Source organism: Streptacidiphilus jiangxiensis, assembly GCF_900109465.1.
In the GTDB taxonomy this organism is placed as follows: domain Bacteria; phylum Actinomycetota; class Actinomycetes; order Streptomycetales; family Streptomycetaceae; genus Streptacidiphilus; species Streptacidiphilus jiangxiensis.
In genome coordinates this window covers 46,380-62,074 of sequence record NZ_FOAZ01000023.1, presented here as the reverse complement: position 1 = coordinate 62,074, position 15,695 = coordinate 46,380, and the positions used below count along the sequence as shown (strand labels likewise).

Sequence of the window (15,695 nt, the reverse complement as noted above, 5' to 3'; positions counted from 1 at the left end):
CTTCGCCGGGTGACCTACGACGACGGCCATTTCGGAGAAGAAGTAGCGCGCCACTACGACGAGAGCCAGGCGGAGATGTTCCGTCCCGAGCTCGTGGAGCGGACGGTGGACGTCCTCGCCTCGCTCGCCGGGGAGGGCCGGGCGGTCGAGTTCGGGATCGGGACGGGCCGGATCGCCCTGCCTCTCGCCGCGCGCGGCGTCCCCGTCGCGGGCATCGAGCTGTCGCGGGCCATGGCGGGACGCCTGCGCGCCAAGCCCGGCGGCGAGGACATGGCGGTGAGCATCGGCGACTTCGCCGACACCCGCGTGCCCGGCACGTTCTCGCTCGCCTACCTGCTCTTCAACACCGTCATGAACCTCACCACGCAGGAGGCCCAGGTCGCCTGCTTCCGCAACGCCGCGGACCACCTCTCCCCCGGCGGCTGCTTCGTCGTCGAGGTGATGGTCCCGGAGCTGCGCAAGATCCCCGCCGGGCAGACCGTCGTCCACTTCGCCTTCGGCCCGCGGCACTGGGCCTGGTCGGACTACGACGTCGCCACGCAGGCTCAGGTCTGCCACTACGTGGACGTCGCCGACGGCCGGGGCGAGCACCGGACCACACCGTTCCGCTACGTCTGGCCGGCGGAGCTGGACCTCATGGCCCAGCTCGCCGGGCTGCGCCTGCGGTCCCGCTGGCAGGACTGGGACGGCCGCCCGTTCACCTCGGACAGCGCCAAACACGTCTCCGTGTGGGAGAAGCCCGCTGCGTGAGCGTCAGCGGTTGAGGTCACGGCGGGCGTCAGCGGTTGAGGTCACGGCGGGCGTCAGCGGTTGAGGTCACGGCGGGCGTCAGCGGTTGAGGTCAGCGGCAGGCGTCAGCAGTTGAGGTCAGCGGCAGGCGTCAGGCGCCAGGCGTCAGCGGCGCCCGGAGCGGAAGCGCTCCTGCTCGTCCAGTCGGTCGACCGCGTCCTTCGCCTCGCGCAGGCCGACGCCGGTCCGCTCCCGGTACACCTTGATCGCCTGGATCTTCTTCCCCCGCCGGACCAGCTCCAGGATCTCCGGGTCGGTGTCGGAGGTCGGGACGACGTCCTCCAGATGCGCCGTCGACCCCGCCCCGAAGTCCGTCCCCAGCCTGGCCAGCACCAGGTCCAGCTTCTCCTCGATCGCCGCGAGGCGCTGTTCCACCGTCACCTTGTCCATGGGCTCCATGCGGTCACGATATTCGGTCGGCCCGTCAGCTGTCGTCGCCCTACGATGCGGATCGTGATCACCACGCGCGCCGACGGCCTCTGTCTGGACACCGACCCCGCCCGCATCGACGTCGACCTGGTGCACCACTGGCTCAGCACCGACGCCTTCTGGGCCCTGGGCCGCAGCCGCGAGACCGTCGCGCGCTCGATCGAGCACTCCCTCGTCCTCGGCGTCTACGCGTCCGCGGAGCGCGGCGCCGAGCAGGTCGCCTTCGCCCGCGTCGTCACCGACTACGCGACCTTCGGGTGGCTCTGCGACGTCTACGTGGCCCGCGAGGCGCGCGGGCGCGGCATCGGCACCTGGCTGGCCGGAACCGTCGTCGCCGAGCTCGCGCCCTACCGCCTCAAGCGGCTGATGCTGTCGACCCTCGACGCGCACGAGGTGTACGCGCGGGTCGGCTTCCGGCCGTTCGCGAACCCCGAGCGTCTCATGGCTGTCGCACAGGTGAACCCGGCCGACGGAGCGGTCGAACCGTCTGCCTAGACTCGTCGCCGTGACGAAGCTCTTCCTGATCCTGCACATCCTCGCCGCGATCGTGGCCATCGGCCCGGTCGCGGTCGCCGCGAGCATGTTTCCGCCGGTGGCCCGCAAGGCCTTGGCCGCACCCGGCGGTGTCGAGGACACCGCGACGCTGGGCGTGCTCAACCGGATCTGCAAGGTCTACGCCCTGGTCGCCATCGCCGTCCCGATGTTCGGCTTCGCCGCGGCGGGCGTGATGAAGGTCACCGGGCAGACCTGGGTCGTCGTCTCGATCGTGCTGACCGCCGTCGCGGCGATCCTGCTGGCCGCGCTCGTCCTGCCGCGCCAGGCCGAGCTGCTGGCGGGCAAGGGCCCGCGAGGGCGCGAGGTCGGCGTCAAGGACACCAAGCAGCTGGCGATGTACACCGGCATCTTCAACCTGCTCTGGGCCGCCGTGACGGTCATCATGATCGTCCGCCCGGGCTCGACGCTGGGCCACTGAGCCGGAATGTTCTGGCGGCGGACGGGGTTGTGCGACGCATGAGTGAGACCCCCGCGGACATCAAGCCCATCCAGCCACTGCGCCTGCTCGACCTGCCGGGCCTGGGCGCTGCGGACGGTGACGTTCCCGTCTGCGGCCCGGACGGCTGCGCCGTTCCCACCGCTCCTGCTGCTTCGGAGCAGGCACAGGAGTAGCCCGGGCTACTCGGCGGGCACCGTCAGCACGATCTTGCCGCGCACCCGACCGCCGCGGCTGAGCCGGACGGCCTCCTCGGCCTGCTCCAACGGGATGGCGCTGCTGACGTGCACCCGCAGCGACCCCGCCTCGGCCAGCGCGTTCAGTGCCCGCAGGTCCGGCCCGGACGGATGGACCCAGACGTACTGGCCGCCCAGCTCCTTCACGGAGCCGTCGACGACCGAGACGATCCGGTGGGGGACACGCACCAGCTCGGCGGAGACGGCGACCGACCCGCCGCCCAGGAAGTCCAGCGACGCGTCCACCCCCTCCGGCGCGAGCTCGCGCACGCGCTCCGCAAGCCCCTCCCCGCTCAGGACGGGCTCGGCGCCCAGCTCCCGCAGGAACGGAAAGCTCTCCGTCCGCGAGGTCGTCCCGATCACGCGCGCGCCGCGCGACGCCGCGATCTGCGTCGCGAACCCACCGACGCCGCCGCCCGCGGCATGGATCAGCACGGTGCCACCCCCGTTCACACCCGCCGCGGCCAGCGCCTGGTACGCGGTCAGCCCCGCGAGCGGCAGCCCGCCGGCCTCCTCCCAGCTCATCCCCGCCGACTTCGGCGCGAGCGAGCGCAGCGGCACGGGCGTGTACTCGGCCCAGGTGCCGAACTGCGCGAAGTCCTGCCGGTTGTAGGCCACCACCTCGTCGCCGACCGCGAACTCGGTCACGGCGACCCCGACCTGCGCCACCACCCCGGCCACGTCCCAGCCGAGCGTCAGCGGGAAGTACGCGTTCAGCAGCGGATCGACCGCCCCGTCCGCGACCCGCCAGTCCACCGGGTTGACCCCGGCCGCCCGTACGCGCACCAGCACCGAATCCGGGCCGACCTTCGGCATCGGCTGTTCGGTCAGCCGCGGTGTCTCGCCGTACGCATCGATGGTCACGGCCCTCATCAGGCTCCCCGCTTCCCACGTCGTCCCAGCTGCGGCGCCCACGGCACCTTCCCGGCCCGATCCTCCCCCGCGACGCGCGGGGCGGCATCCGCGCCAAGCCACCGCATCCGCCATCCGTGGGTGCCCCCGCCGCCCCGGGCGGCGGCCGCGGGCGGCGGGCCGCGGGCGCGGGCGGCGGGCCGCGGGCGCGGGCCGCCGCGGGCGCCGCAGGTCAGGCTTTGTCGGTCCCGCTCCCCGTCCCGGTCCCCGTCCGCGTCCCTGACGCGCGTCGCGGCCCTGATCTTCGCCGCCCCGGGGTGCTGCGCCTACGGCATGCGACCCAGCGTGCCGTCCAACGTGTCGGCGAGGGCGGCGAAGATCAGGGCCGTCGAGGTCGCCCCCGGGTCCTGGTGGCCGATGCTGCGTTCGCCCAGGTAGGAGGCGCGACCCTTGCGGGCCTGCAGGGGGGTCGTGGCGCGGGCGCCCGCGTCCGCCGCGGTCGCGGCGGCGCGGGCCGCGGCGCGGAGGCCGGCTCCGGAGGTGACGGCCTCGTCGAAGGTCGTGACGGCGGGCATGAGGGCGTCGACCATGGTCTTGTCCCCGGCCGCGGCGGCGCCCAGCGCACGGACCGCGTCCAGCGCGGCCCGCAGCGCCAGCGCGAACTGGTCGCCGTCCGCCTCCGGCGTGGCGAGCTGTCGGCCTGCGGCACGGAACGCGGATCCGTAGAGCGGGCCGGACGCGCCGCCGACGCTGGAGATCAGCGTCATGCCGACCTTGCCGAGCAGCTGCCCGACCGTCTCCGGCGCGTAGTCGCCGCCGACCGCCGCCGCCACAGCGGTGAAGCCCCGGTGCATGTTGGCGCCGTGGTCGGCGTCGCCGATCGCTGCGTCGAGCTCGGTCAACACGTCCCGGTGGCTGTCGACAGCCGCCGCAGTGGCCAGGATCCAGGCACGCGTCGTCTCGATGTCCAGTGTGTCGACCCGGTTCCCACCCTCGCCGCTGTCCCCTGCGTTCACAGCTGCCGCCCCTCCCCCATCACTCGGGACTCCGACGCGAGTTCACAGCCCCCAGCGCAGTGCCGGTGTGTTCACAGGCGCGTCCCACAGCTCCAGCATCTCGTCATCGACCTGGCAGAGGGTGAACGACGCGCCCGCCATGTCCAGACTGGTGACGTAGTTGCCGACCAGACTCCGCGCGATGGTGACGCCGCGTCCGGCGAGGAGCCGGGACACCTCGTGGAAGAGGATGTACAGCTCCGACAGCGGGGTCGCGCCCAGCCCGTTCACCATCACGATCACGTCGCCGCCGTCCGCTCCGGTTCCGGCTTGGGCTCCGGCCTGGGCTCCGGCCTGGGCTCCGGCGAAGACCGGTTCGGCCAGGATCGCGTCCAGGGCGAGCTTCGCCACCTCCCGGGCCGAGGCCAGCTTCGCCCGCCGCCGGCCCGGCTCGCCGTGGATGCCGACGCCGACCTCCATCTCGTCCTCGGGCAGCAGGAAACCGGGCTTGCCGTTGGCAGGCGTCGTGCACGCCGTGAGCGCCACCGCGAACGAGCGTGACCTCGCGTTGACCCGGCGTCCCATGTCGGCCACGGCCGCCATCTCCGCGCCGCGCTCGGCCAGCGCCCCGGCGATCTTCTCGACGAGCACCGTCGCTCCGGTGCCGCGCCGCCCCGCCGTCCACGTCGAGTCCTGGACCGCCACGTCGTCGTCGACCAGGACCGTCTCGACCGCGATCCCGGCCTCCTCGACCGCCAGCTCCGCGGCCATCTGGAAGTTGAGCACGTCGCCGGTGTAGTTCTTCACCACGAACACCACGCCCGCACCGCTGTCGACCGCCCTCACGGCAGCGAGCATCTGGCCGGGCACCGGGGAGGTGAACACCTCGCCGGGGCACGCCGCGTCGAGCATCCCCACGCCCACGAAGCCACCGTGCAGCGGCTCGTGGCCGGAGCCACCGCCGGAGACCAGCGCCACCTTGCCGGGCCGGGTCCTCGCGGTCCGCCGCACGAACGTCGCCCCGCCCTCCGCCGCGTCGGTGACCACCGTGAGCGTCGGGTGCGCCGCCGCCAGTCCGGCCAAGCTCTCGGCGACGTAGGCATCGGGGTTGTTGAGGAACTTCTTCACGACAGACATCCCTCCCGTACGGCCGACCCGACCCGACCCGCGCGGCGCGCTTCCGGTTCGGCGAGCCGCGAATCTAGCATCGCGAACATGACCGAGAGCAGTAACGCGCCCACCGATCGTGTCCGCGTCTCGCCTCCGGCGGAAGAGGGCGGGCGCTCTGCCGGACCAGGACCGGTCACCGTCGGCCTGGTCCTGGTCTCCCACAGCGCGCGCCTGGCCGAGGGCCTGCGCGAACTGCTGGAGCCGCTGGGCGGCGGGCTGGTCCCGATCGCCACGGCCGGCGGCGCGGAGGACGGCTCCCCCGACGGCGGCCTGGGCACCAGCTACGAACGCATCGAGGCGGCGATCACCGCCGCCGACGCCGGTGCCGGCGTGCTGGTCCTGCCCGACCTCGGCAGCTCCGTGCTGACGGCCCGCCTCGTGCTGGCCGACCTCGGACGTGTGGACGCACTGCTCGTCGACGCGCCGTTCGTCGAGGGCGGCGTCGCCGCCGTCGTGGCCGCCTCCACCGGCGCGTCGCTCCCCGACGTCGCCGCGGCCGCCCGCGAAGCCCGGTCCGTCCCGAAGTTCTGACCCAGGCCGCCCGCAGGGGCGACCGGGCAGCATGCCGGGAACCCTGGGAGAATGCAACCAGTACTGACCGAGGAGAGTGAGCGCTGACGTGGGCAGTCCCGTCGACAACCTGGTGGACCTGCTGGATCTGGAGCAGATCGAGGTCAACATCTTCCGGGGCCGCAGCCCCGAGGAGTCCCTGCAGCGCGTCTTCGGCGGGCAGGTGGCAGGCCAGGCGCTGGTGGCCGCCAGCCGCACCGTCGACCCCGACCGTCCGGTGCACTCGCTCCACGCCTACTTCCTGCGCCCGGGCACCCCCGGCGTGCCGATCGTCTACCAGGTCGACCGCATCCGGGACGGACGCTCGTTCACCACCCGCCGCGTGCTCGGTGTCCAGCAGGGCAAGACGATCTTCGCGCTCACCGCCGACTTCCACCTGCCCGAGGAGACGCCGTTCGAGCACCAGACGGCGATGCCGGACGTGCCGGCGCCGGAAGACGTCCCCTCCGCGCTGGACGAGGTCGGCTCGGTCCTGGGCGAGCTGCCGCCGTTCATCAGCCGCCGCCAGCCCTTCGACCTGCGCTACGTCGAGCGCCTGCGCTGGACCGAGGAGGAGCTCAAGGGCGTCGAACCGCGCAGCGCGGTCTGGCTGCGCACGAACGGCACCCTCCCGGACGATCCGCTGATCCACACCTGCGCCGTCACCTACGCCAGCGACATGACACTGCTGGACGCCGTCCGCGTCCCGGTGGAGCCGCTGTGGGGCAAGCGGCACTTCGACATGGCCTCGCTGGACCACGCCATGTGGTTCCACCGCCCGTTCCGGGCCGACGAGTGGCTGCTCTACCAGCAGGAGTCGCCGGTCGCCGTGGGCGGCCGCGGGCTCGCGCGCGGGCAGATCTTCGACCGCCAGGGGCGTCTGGTGGTGTCGGTGATGCAGGAGGGCCTCTTCCGCCGCATCGCCTGACGGGCCCGACCGGCCCGGTGCGGCCCTTTCCCCTTCGGACTCTTTCCTCTTCGGACTCTTCTCTTCGGACTCCGCCTCTTCGGGCTCTCCTTCCTTCGGACTCTCCCCTCTTCGGACTGGTGCGTGGGCACACAGCCGAATGGGGGAAGATGACCCGTGCCCATAGAACAGCAGTCCGACTCCGCCCCTGCCCCGAGCCCGGCCGAGCCCCGCCCGGACACCGGCCTCCTCGGCCGCCTGGGCCGATCCGTCCGCGGCTCGCTCGCCGACATCACGCCGCTGCGGGAGCACCCCCACTACCGGCGGCTCTGGTTCGGGCAGGCGGTCTCCGGCATCGGGCAGCAGATGACGGCGCTCGCCGTCTCCGTGCAGGTCTACGCACTGACACACTCGGCGCTCGCCACCGGTCTGATCGGCCTCTGCTCGCTGCTCCCGCTGGTCGCCTTCGGCCTCTACGGCGGCGCGATCGCCGACCGCGTGGACCGGCGCCGGCTCGGCCTCCTCGGCGCCAGCGGCGCGGCGGTCCTGTCGGTCGTCCTGGCCGTGCAGGCGCTGCTCAGCCTGCATCTGGTGGGCCTGCTCTACGGGATCGTGGCGCTCCAGGCGATCTGCTTCGCGATCAACGCCCCGGCTAGGGCCTCGATGATCCCGCGCCTGGTCCCGGCGGAACAGCTCCCGGCGGCGAACGCGCTGGGCAGCCTCAGCATGAACCTGGGCCTGACCGTCGGCCCGATGATCGGCGGCCTGTTCATCGGCCTGTGGGGCTTCCAGGCCGCCTACCTCGTGGACGCCGTGGCCTTCGGCGCCTCCCTCTACGCGATGTGGCGCCTCCCCGCAATGAAGCCGGAGGCCGCCGCCGACGGCAAGCGCGCCTCCGTCCTGGACGGCCTGCGCTTCCTGCGGGACCGGCCCAACCTGCGGATGACCTTCCTCGCTGACATCGCCGCCATGGTCTTCGGTATGCCCCGCGCCCTCTTCCCGGCGCTCGCCGCCACCGTCTACGGCGGCGGCGCCGGCACGGTCGGCCTGCTCACCGCGGCCCCGGCGATCGGCGCCCTCGTGGGCGGCCTGTTCTCCGGCTGGGTCGGCCGCGTCCACCGGCACGGCTTCGCCACCACCCTCGCCGTGGCCGCCTGGGGCCTGGCCTGCGCCGGTTTCGGCCTCACCCAGCACCTCTGGCTCGCCCTGGTGTTCCTCGCCTGCGCGGGAGCGGCGGACACGGTCTCGATGATCTTCCGCAACACCATGCTCCAGGCAGCCGCCCCGGACGACATGCGCGGCCGCCTCCAGGGCGTCTTCATCGTCGTCGTGGCTGGCGGCCCCCGCCTCGGCGACTTCGAGTCCGGCGTCGTGGCCCAGCTCACCACCCCGTCCGTCTCCGCCGCGACGGGCGGCCTGGCCTGCCTGGCCACCCTCGCCCTCCTCGTCGCCCGCTACCCGTCCTTCCTCCGTTACGACGCCCGCACCCCGACCCCTTGATCACCTTCCGGCACTCCCCGCCACCCCCACGCCCGTGACCTGCACGCATCCCCACGGAAACCCGTGCACAACCACGGCCCCGGATCCTGTATTGTTCTTCCTGTGCCCGGGAGACCGGGGACGGACCGCAAAGCCGGAAGGCAGCGCAGTCACGGGACGTGGCGCAGCTTGGTAGCGCACTTGACTGGGGGTCAAGGGGTCGCAGGTTCAAATCCTGTCGTCCCGACAGGCTTAAAGGCCCGTCGGCTTGGAAGGAAACTTCCAGGTCGGCGGGCCTTTGTCGTTGCCACGAGCGGAGTCACTTCACGATGCGCAGGTGGCGCTTCGGCTCGTCCCTGGGGACCACTTGGGGACCAGGAGCGTTCTGGAGACCAGCCGCGAGGTGCGCGCTCAGGGCCTCCCCCGCCAGCTCAATCGAGCGCAGGTTCGGGTGCAGGTAGCGCTGTGTCGTGGTCAGCGAGCCGTGTCCGGCAATCTTGCGCAGCACGTGGGGCGGGACGCCGGCGTCGGCCATCCATGTCAGCCCGGTGTTGCGCCTGCCGATTACCTCATCCGTGCAGTTCAGGCAGCATGTCGGTACTCGTGGATTACGCCGCCCAGGCGGTCTCTCCGGCGTATGTTCAGGTGGATGATCTGTCCGGGTTCGACTGGTTCGGGCACCGCGCGTAGTGGTGCCGCCTGACCCATGGCTTGGTGGGGCCGGTGGTCGTTGTAATGCTGCTCGAACTCGCGTAGTCCGCGGCGCAGGTGGCTCTCATTCCAGATCAGGGTGCGGTCCAGGAGTTCGTGACGGCAGGTCTGCACCCAACGCTCCATCAGGGAGTTCATGCGCGGCATCCGGACGCCGGTGAGCACGATCTGGATGCCGGCGTCAGCCAGGATCTGGTCGAAGAGCGCTGGGAACTTCGCGTCCCGGTCCCGGATCAGATACCTGACGGTAGCTCCGGCATCCTCCAGGTCCATGATCAGGTTCCGGGCCGCTTGCGTGACCCAGCTCGCGGTGGGGTGCGCGGTGGTCCCGAGGATCCGGACGCGACGGGTGGCGTGCTCGATGACGGCCAGGACGTACTGGCGTTGACCGGTCAGGGTGACGGTCTCGATGAAGTCGCAGGCCAGCAGCGCGTCTGCCTGAGCACGGAGGAAGTCCGCCCACGTGGTGGCTCCGCGGTCCGGGGCGGGGTCGATGCCCTCGGCCCGGAGGACCTCCCACACCGTCGAGGCGGCGACCTTGATGCCGAGCGCAGCCAGCTCGCCGTGGACCCTGCGGTAGCCCCAAGACGGGTTCTCGCGTACCAGCCGAAGGATCAGGAGCCGGATCGAACGGACCGTCGGTGGGCACCCGGGTCGCTTCGGCCGGCAGGTGCGCACCTGGCGCCGCCGCATGAGATCACGATGCCACCTCAGCACCGTGTCCGGGCAGACGAGCAACCGCAGCCGCCGCAGGAACTCCCGGGGCAGCGGCACCAGCAGAGCGGCGAGGAACGCGCGATCCTCCGGAGAGAACGTCACCTTGTCCCCGCCGAGCTGTCGTTCAAGGACGGCGATCTGGTGGCGCAGAACGAGGATCTCCGCGTCCTTCTCGCGGTCCCCCATCGGCAGAAGCCGCACGGCAGCGAAAGCGTGGGAGACGGCCAGGTAGGCGAAGCGAAGCAACACAAGTGATCATCTTGCCGTAACCCCAAGCAGCCTCTGACCTGGGCGGATGACATTCTCGGCAGGCGCACTGTCGCGGTCGAGTTGGACCGGGGCACGATCCCGGCTCGGAACCGCGTCGCGCGACGGCTCGTCGACCGCCGGGCTCCGCACCTCGTGCCCTTGGTGCCAAACGTGCAACCAGCTGGCGCTCTCTTGTGCTCTGGAACGAATAATCTGCTCAGTTGGCCTCGTATGGTGCCCGTATGTCAACGACACCCCTGACCGCGGAGCATCGAACGACTCCGCCGCGGGTCAGCCTGTTTACGCTGGGGGGGGACCATCGCTATGGCGTCGGCGACCTCGGGCGGGGCCCCCGCTCAGCTCCACGCCGGCAAGCTTGCGACCCCCGTGCCCGGCCTGGCTGCCTTTGCCAACGTCGCCGAGATCGCGTTCCGTCAGGTCGCAAGCACCTCTCTCACTATTGAGGACATCTACCAGCTCGCCGACGCCATCGATGCCGAGCTCGATGCTGGAGCAACCGGTGTAGTCGTGGCCCAGGGGACTGACACCCTCGAGGAGTCGGCCTATCTGCTTGACCTCCTGTTGCATCGAACGGCCCCGGTTGTCGTGACCGGCGCTATGCGCACCGCGTCTGCGGTCGGCTCCGACGGTCCGGCCAATCTGCTCGACGCGGTCACCCTCGCCGCCAGCGGGATGGACTGCGGTGGAGTGAGCGTGGTGATGGCCGGTGAGATCCATGCCGCGCGCAGAGTGAGCAAGGTCCACTCCTTTCTGCCGGCTGCCTTCGCCTCCCCGCGCGGGCCTCTCGGCGTGATCAGTGAGGGCCGAGTCGGCCTGGACACCCGTGCCGCTGCTTCGTCGCCGGTCATAGAACGGCTACCGAGGGGGCCGATTCCCTCCGTGCCGATCGTCACCCTCGGCCTCGGCGATGACGGAGTGCTCCTGCGCGCCGCGGCCGACGCCGTGATCATTGAGATGTTCGGTGCCGGTCACGCGCCAGCATGGCTCGTCAACGAGATCGAGACGCTCGCCCGCGAGGTGCCTCTGATCATGACCAGCCGGACCCGCAACGGGCTCGTCCTGCGGGAGACCTACGGGTACCAGGGCCCGAGGTCGATCTGCGGTCCCGAGGTGTCCTCACGGCCGGTCCGTTGACCTCAATGAAGGCGCGGATGCTGGTCATCGTCCTGTTGCGCAGCGGCGTCCGCGACCTGAGCGGCGCCTTGACCGAGCTGGAGGACCGGCTGTGACATCCGACGACGTCCGGGTTCGGCGGTTCGAGCAGTCATTGGTGCTCGAGGCCGACCCCACCGGCCGGCGCCGCTCGATCGAGGAAGTCATGGGGCACTACAACGTGCCCGGTGTGAGCGTAGCCATCGTGCACGGAGGCGAGATCGTCCATGCGCGGGGCTACGGTGTCGCCGACGCACACAGCGGGCAGGCTGTCGACCCCTCAACTCGCTTTCAAGCATGCTCGATCAGCAAACCCGTCTCCTGCTTCGGCATGCTGCGGATGGTTCACGACGGGGCGCTGGACCTCGACCGCGACGTGAACGACACGCTCCGGTCGTGGCGGGTGCCACAAAACAGCGACTGGCAACCGGTCGTCACACTTCGCCTCCTGGCCAGCCACCGCGCCGGCCTCACGGTCTCCGGCTTCCCCGGTTATCGCACCGACGACGCGCTCCCGACCCTCACGCAGGTGCTCTCGGGAATCTCACCCGCGAACACGGAGGGCGTACGCGCCAACATCCCGCCCGGACTATGCTTCCGCTACTCAGGTGGCGGCACGACGGTACTGCAGCAGCTTCTGGAGGACGTCCAATCCCGCCCCTTCGGCGATCTGATGGACGAGCTCGTGTTCGGCCCCGCGGACATGACGTCAAGCCTGTTCGCCCAGCCTCTGCCCCAGCCTCTCGAGCACACCGCAGCAAGCGCACACGACGGGTTGGGAGAGCCCGCGCGGGGCCGCTGGCGGGTGTACCCAGAGCTGGCCGCAGCCGGACTGTGGACCACACCGGTGGACCTTGCGAAGTTCCTCATCGCCACCCAGACGTCGGTGAGCACCGACCGAGGTATCCTGCCAAAGGACCTGGCCAAAAGCACCCTGGCGACGCCTCTGGCCCCGGCTCATCCGGGCACGCTGAGTCACATCGGAGTCGGCTTCTTCCTCGGACAGGCGGACGGTGCCGCGTACCTCGGACACTCGGGCTCCAACTACGGATTTCGATCCCTGGTCCTAGGCGAGCGCCGCCTCGGCAGCGGGGTCGCTGTCATGACCAACAGCGAAACCGGAGGCAACGTCATCCGCACGATCCTCCGGGCCGTCGCCAAGAGCTTCGAATGGCCAGGAGCCGGCGCACTCGACCTCGGCCCCACCGCCCCGGCGGCAACAGTTGTGCGCGAGCCGCTCGAGGGTACCTACCAAACCGAGGACGGAGCTTCGCTGTCGATCGACGACGACGGCACGGCGCTCCACGTTCGCGTGAGCGGCCAGCCGACGCTCCGGTTTGAGCGCTGGGGCGAAAGTCTCTACGGCTCCGGCGAAGTCGCCATGAGACTGGTTGTCGAGTCCGACGAGCGCTCCCGCCCCCTGGTGGTGCTTCGCGACGACGACACCGAAATCGTGTACCGGCCTCAGCCCTAGAGGTGTGCGGGATCTTGGTGCCTAATTCTAAGTTAGCTGTCTAGTAAGCGAGTTGGCTTCTGTCGTGGTGAGATCATGGCGGTCTTCCTGCTTCTGGGTGGATCGGCTCGCTGCTTTATTGCTGGAGTTGGCGCACATGGCCCGACCGGCGGCGCGATCCTTGGCTTCTCAGTGCCCTTCGCGGCGGGTGAAATCGCAGCAGAGGCTTGACGGTGGCGGGAAAGACCCCTGGCGACTTTGCATGATTCCCGCCAATCTGTCCCTATTCCAGGTGGCTTCGAGTGGCCGAGGGCTGCGATCACCATGCGATCACCAGGGCCGCTGCAACCTCCCGGGCCTGCCGGTCTCCCTTGCGGGTGCGCAAAGGGGGCCCCGCGCGACGCTGGCTGCAGGGGACGGCGTGCTGAACGCCGGGGCGCGCCGGGTGCGGCTGGGCCAGGTCCCCGGTGATGATGTGCCGCTCGGCCCGCTGGGCAGTCTCCTCCTCGACGGCTACCGCTCCCCCGGCCGCGACAGGCTCCTCCATGGCGACCATGCCTGCCGTCGACCGACCCCTGGCTCCCATCCGGCCCAGGTCGAGCTCGGGACCAGGGTGCTGTGCGGTTTCTGCGCGTGGACGCTGCCGGCGGAGCATCCCTTGAGCGAGTTCGCGGTCGCGGTGGCCGGGGTCCGAACTCCCGCCGTGGCAGCGAGGGACGGCGCACCCGAGGGTCCGGCTCCGGCCCCAGGAACAGCGCCAAGCGAGAATAGTCAGGCGGTGCGGATGTGGCGGCGCGCGCAGACACACGCGCTGCGGGGCTTCGGGGCGGTCGCGGTGTTCCCCTGGCTTCGGCCCTGGGCTTCGACAAGGCTTGTCGCACTGACCGATGTCGTCGATCTGGCGCGCGACGCGGTGGTGCGCAGCGCGGACGCTCGTGATCTGCTGACGGCCGCCTGCGTCGCGGCACTGCCCGCGCCGACGAGCCTGCGTGAGGCGCTGCCGGACGTCGCTGCGGGGTGGGGCCTGGACGGCGAGGCGTTGCTGCTGGAGGCCTGGACTCGTTGGCAGAGCGCCTGAGCCGAGGGCGAGGCGTCGGTGGCGTCGTGCGCACGGGCGGCGTCCGCGGCGGTCTACGAGGCGTTCGGCCGTCGGCGCAAGGGACGTGGTGAGGCGCTGGACAGCGTCCAGCGCCTCACCACGTCCTCGATCGAAACCTTTCGGTCTTCTCGCTTCTCTACCAGGGACATCACCCGTCTCGTCCCGTGCCCGCCTGTCCCGCCGCACGGCTGCCGTCGGCCTGCTCGCCACCGCGACCATGCTCGCTGTGGCGCGGTCCCGCGCTCGCACACGTCACCGTCCAACCCGGCACCGCCCAAGCCGGGCCGCGAACCAGGTCTTCGCATTCCGCGACCCCAACGAGTAGGACAAGGCCAGCACCGTCAAGGCGCAGGTCTTCTTCCCCACCGACCACCCCATCGCGTCCGTCCTGGCCACCAGGTACCCGGCTGGACCGACCAGATCCAGACCGCCAAGCTCGCCACCCCGATCCACACCGACGACGGCGACGTCACCGAAGCCGTCTCCTCGATCACCGAGACCGGCGGAACCATCAACCCCAGCCACCACCAGGACTTCACCGTTGACTTCGGCCAACTGCTGACCGGCACCGACCAACTGGTCTTCAAGCCACTGCAGACCTACTCCAACGGCAACGTCGTCCGCTGGATTGACCTCCAGCAGCCCGGCCAGGCCGCGCCCGGCCACCCTGCCCCCGTCCTCCACCTCACCCCTGTGTCAACCGTTAACGCCAGCACCCTCCAGCCATGTTCGGACAGTGGCGTTGTGCTCACCCAGCCGCGGTGGAGCGCAGTGCTGATGGCGGCCGCCGTCGTCGAAGCGGACGGCGGGACCAGGAAGCTCGATCGCGCCGAGCGACGAGTGATCAACCTTGATCACGAGCCCCTGCGAGCGAGTCTGCGGGCAGGTATAGACCTGGTCGAGCGTGCGGACCTCACCTGCCGGGATGCCAGCCGCATGCATGTGCGCCAGCCAGTGCGCCGGCGGATGCTGGAGCAGAGCCTTCTCGATCTCCTCCACGAGGTCGCATCGCTGGGCTGTGCGTTGCGCGTTGGTCGCGAACCGCGCGTCGGTGGCATCCAGCCCGACGATCTCGACGAACTTCACCCACAGCGCCTCATTCGCGACTGCCACCTGGATCTCACCGCCCTCGCAGCGGAACAGGCCGTAGGGGGCGATGGACGCGTGATGGTTGCCGGTGGCCCGGCCCACCTCACCAGCCACGGTGTATCGGGTGCCCTGGAAGGCATGCACTCCCACGATCGAGGCGAGCAACGAGGTGCGGACGACCTTGCCGCGCCCGGTGCGCTCCCGCTCGTACAGAGCGGACAGCACACCATAGGCACCATTCATCCCAGCTAGGACGTCCGCGATTGGCACGCCTGCCTTTGTGGGAGTGCCCGGGTCGGGGCCGGTCAGGGACATCAGACCCGCCTCGCCCTGGGCTATCTGGTCGTAACCGGGGCGCCCGCCCTGGGGGCCGTCGTGACCGAAGCCGCTGATCGAGAGGATCACCAGACGCGGATTGATCCTGTGGAGCTGTTCGGTGGAGAAGCCGAGCCGGTCCATGACGCCCGGCCTGAAGTTCTCGACGAGTACATCGCCGTGCCGTACCAGTTGGGTCAGCAGGTCGACGCCCTCCGGGGACTTCAGGTCCGCTGTGACGGATTCCTTGTTGCGGTTGCAGGACAGGAAGTACGTGGACTCCCGCGCGTCCTCAGGCCCGACGAAGGGTGGGCCCCAACTACGGGACTCATCGCCCTTTCCCGGCGCCTCGACCTTGATGACCCGGGCGCCCATATCGCCAAGCATCATGGTTGCGTGAGGGCCGGCGAGGGCACGGCTGAGGTCGACAACCACGATGCCCTGCAGTGGCCCCTGAAGGTCTGGCTCTTTGTGTGTGGTGCTCGCTGCCAT

Annotated in this window: 17 protein-coding genes, 1 tRNA gene and 1 pseudogene; 12 read left to right on the top strand and 7 right to left on the bottom strand. The window is 70.6% G+C overall.

Annotation, left to right across the window (positions count from 1 at the left end; genetic code table 11):
• Positions 1–9 precede the first annotated feature (9 nt).
• Entirely contained in the window at positions 10–750 is a 741-nt protein-coding gene (locus BMY61_RS34235; RefSeq protein WP_042458156.1) for a class I SAM-dependent DNA methyltransferase, read from the top strand.
• 144 nt (positions 751–894) lie between these two features.
• Here BMY61_RS34235 and BMY61_RS34230 read toward each other — a convergent pair whose 3' ends face one another.
• A complete protein-coding gene (locus BMY61_RS34230; protein WP_042458153.1) occupies positions 895–1,188 on the bottom strand; it encodes a ribosomal protein L7/L12 in 294 nt (97 codons plus the stop codon).
• Between the two features lie 45 nt (positions 1,189–1,233).
• Between BMY61_RS34230 and BMY61_RS34225 the strand changes: the two genes are divergently transcribed.
• From BMY61_RS34225 to BMY61_RS46685, 3 genes are read left to right on the top strand one after another with little or no spacing between them, the layout of a single operon-like run.
• Positions 1,234–1,713 carry a GNAT family N-acetyltransferase gene (locus BMY61_RS34225; RefSeq protein ID WP_042458150.1) on the top strand — a complete coding sequence of 160 codons (480 nt, stop codon included), beginning with the start codon at positions 1,234–1,236 and terminating at the stop codon, positions 1,711–1,713.
• A gap of 10 nt (positions 1,714–1,723) precedes the next feature.
• Positions 1,724–2,191, top strand: coding sequence for a hypothetical protein (locus BMY61_RS34220; protein ID WP_042458147.1), 468 nt, complete (start codon positions 1,724–1,726; stop codon positions 2,189–2,191).
• Between the two features lie 38 nt (positions 2,192–2,229).
• Positions 2,230–2,385 (top strand): hypothetical protein, encoded by a 156-nt coding sequence (locus BMY61_RS46685; RefSeq protein ID WP_161791349.1) that lies wholly within the window; start codon positions 2,230–2,232, stop codon positions 2,383–2,385.
• A 6-nt stretch (positions 2,386–2,391) separates the two neighbouring features.
• Here the strand turns inward: BMY61_RS46685 and BMY61_RS34215 are convergent, their stop codons facing one another.
• The 3 genes from BMY61_RS34215 to dhaK form a co-directional block, all read right to left on the bottom strand.
• Positions 2,392–3,318 (bottom strand): NADP-dependent oxidoreductase, encoded by a 927-nt coding sequence (locus BMY61_RS34215; RefSeq protein ID WP_075004178.1) that lies wholly within the window; start codon positions 3,316–3,318, stop codon positions 2,392–2,394.
• 305 nt (positions 3,319–3,623) lie between these two features.
• A complete protein-coding gene (dhaL, locus tag BMY61_RS34210; RefSeq protein ID WP_425314727.1) occupies positions 3,624–4,313 on the bottom strand; it encodes a dihydroxyacetone kinase subunit DhaL in 690 nt (229 codons plus the stop codon).
• A gap of 42 nt (positions 4,314–4,355) precedes the next feature.
• Complete coding sequence (gene dhaK / locus BMY61_RS34205; RefSeq protein ID WP_042457707.1) at positions 4,356–5,420, bottom strand: dihydroxyacetone kinase subunit DhaK; 1,065 nt, start codon at positions 5,418–5,420, stop codon at positions 4,356–4,358.
• Positions 5,421–5,507: 87 nt separating this feature from the next.
• Here dhaK and BMY61_RS34200 point away from each other — a divergent pair, with 87 nt between their 5' ends.
• The 4 genes from BMY61_RS34200 (at position 5,508) to BMY61_RS34185 (ending at position 8,644) form a co-directional block, all read left to right on the top strand.
• Positions 5,508–5,993 carry a PTS-dependent dihydroxyacetone kinase phosphotransferase subunit DhaM gene (locus BMY61_RS34200; protein WP_082015554.1) on the top strand — a complete coding sequence of 162 codons (486 nt, stop codon included), beginning with the start codon at positions 5,508–5,510 and terminating at the stop codon, positions 5,991–5,993.
• 76 nt (positions 5,994–6,069) lie between these two features.
• Complete coding sequence (tesB, locus tag BMY61_RS34195; RefSeq protein ID WP_425314726.1) at positions 6,070–6,939, top strand: acyl-CoA thioesterase II; 870 nt, start codon at positions 6,070–6,072, stop codon at positions 6,937–6,939.
• 156 nt (positions 6,940–7,095) lie between these two features.
• Complete coding sequence (locus BMY61_RS34190; protein ID WP_082015553.1) at positions 7,096–8,418, top strand: MFS transporter; 1,323 nt, start codon at positions 7,096–7,098, stop codon at positions 8,416–8,418.
• A gap of 152 nt (positions 8,419–8,570) precedes the next feature.
• Positions 8,571–8,644: transfer RNA gene (locus BMY61_RS34185), tRNA-Pro, on the top strand.
• Positions 8,645–8,716: 72 nt separating this feature from the next.
• Here BMY61_RS34185 and BMY61_RS48060 read toward each other — a convergent pair.
• Together BMY61_RS48060 and BMY61_RS34175 are read right to left on the bottom strand one after the other, a co-directional pair.
• On the bottom strand, positions 8,717–8,932 hold the full coding sequence (locus BMY61_RS48060; RefSeq protein ID WP_063773387.1) for a hypothetical protein: 216 nt from the start codon (positions 8,930–8,932) through the stop codon (positions 8,717–8,719).
• A 47-nt stretch (positions 8,933–8,979) separates the two neighbouring features.
• Positions 8,980–10,074, bottom strand: coding sequence for an integrase core domain-containing protein (locus tag BMY61_RS34175; RefSeq protein ID WP_042457702.1), 1,095 nt, complete (start codon positions 10,072–10,074; stop codon positions 8,980–8,982).
• Positions 10,075–10,344: 270 nt separating this feature from the next.
• Here BMY61_RS34175 and BMY61_RS34170 point away from each other — a divergent pair, with 270 nt between their 5' ends.
• From BMY61_RS34170 to BMY61_RS48900, 4 genes and pseudogenes are all read left to right on the top strand, one after another.
• Positions 10,345–11,229 (top strand): asparaginase, encoded by an 885-nt coding sequence (locus BMY61_RS34170; RefSeq protein ID WP_269083991.1) that lies wholly within the window; start codon positions 10,345–10,347, stop codon positions 11,227–11,229.
• A 91-nt stretch (positions 11,230–11,320) separates the two neighbouring features.
• Complete coding sequence (locus BMY61_RS34165) at positions 11,321–12,721, top strand: serine hydrolase domain-containing protein (RefSeq protein ID WP_063773386.1); 1,401 nt, start codon at positions 11,321–11,323, stop codon at positions 12,719–12,721.
• Positions 12,722–13,121: 400 nt separating this feature from the next.
• Positions 13,122–13,778: a hypothetical protein gene (locus BMY61_RS45535; protein ID WP_143094670.1), complete on the top strand. Its 657-nt coding sequence runs from the start codon at positions 13,122–13,124 to the stop codon at positions 13,776–13,778.
• Between the two features lie 18 nt (positions 13,779–13,796).
• Positions 13,797–14,426, top strand: a pseudogene (locus BMY61_RS48900) (DUF1775 domain-containing protein); the annotation flags it as partial.
• 69 nt (positions 14,427–14,495) lie between these two features.
• Here BMY61_RS48900 and BMY61_RS34145 read toward each other — a convergent pair.
• Positions 14,496–15,695 carry a CaiB/BaiF CoA transferase family protein gene (locus tag BMY61_RS34145; RefSeq protein ID WP_042457684.1) on the bottom strand — a complete coding sequence of 400 codons (1,200 nt, stop codon included), beginning with the start codon at positions 15,693–15,695 and terminating at the stop codon, positions 14,496–14,498.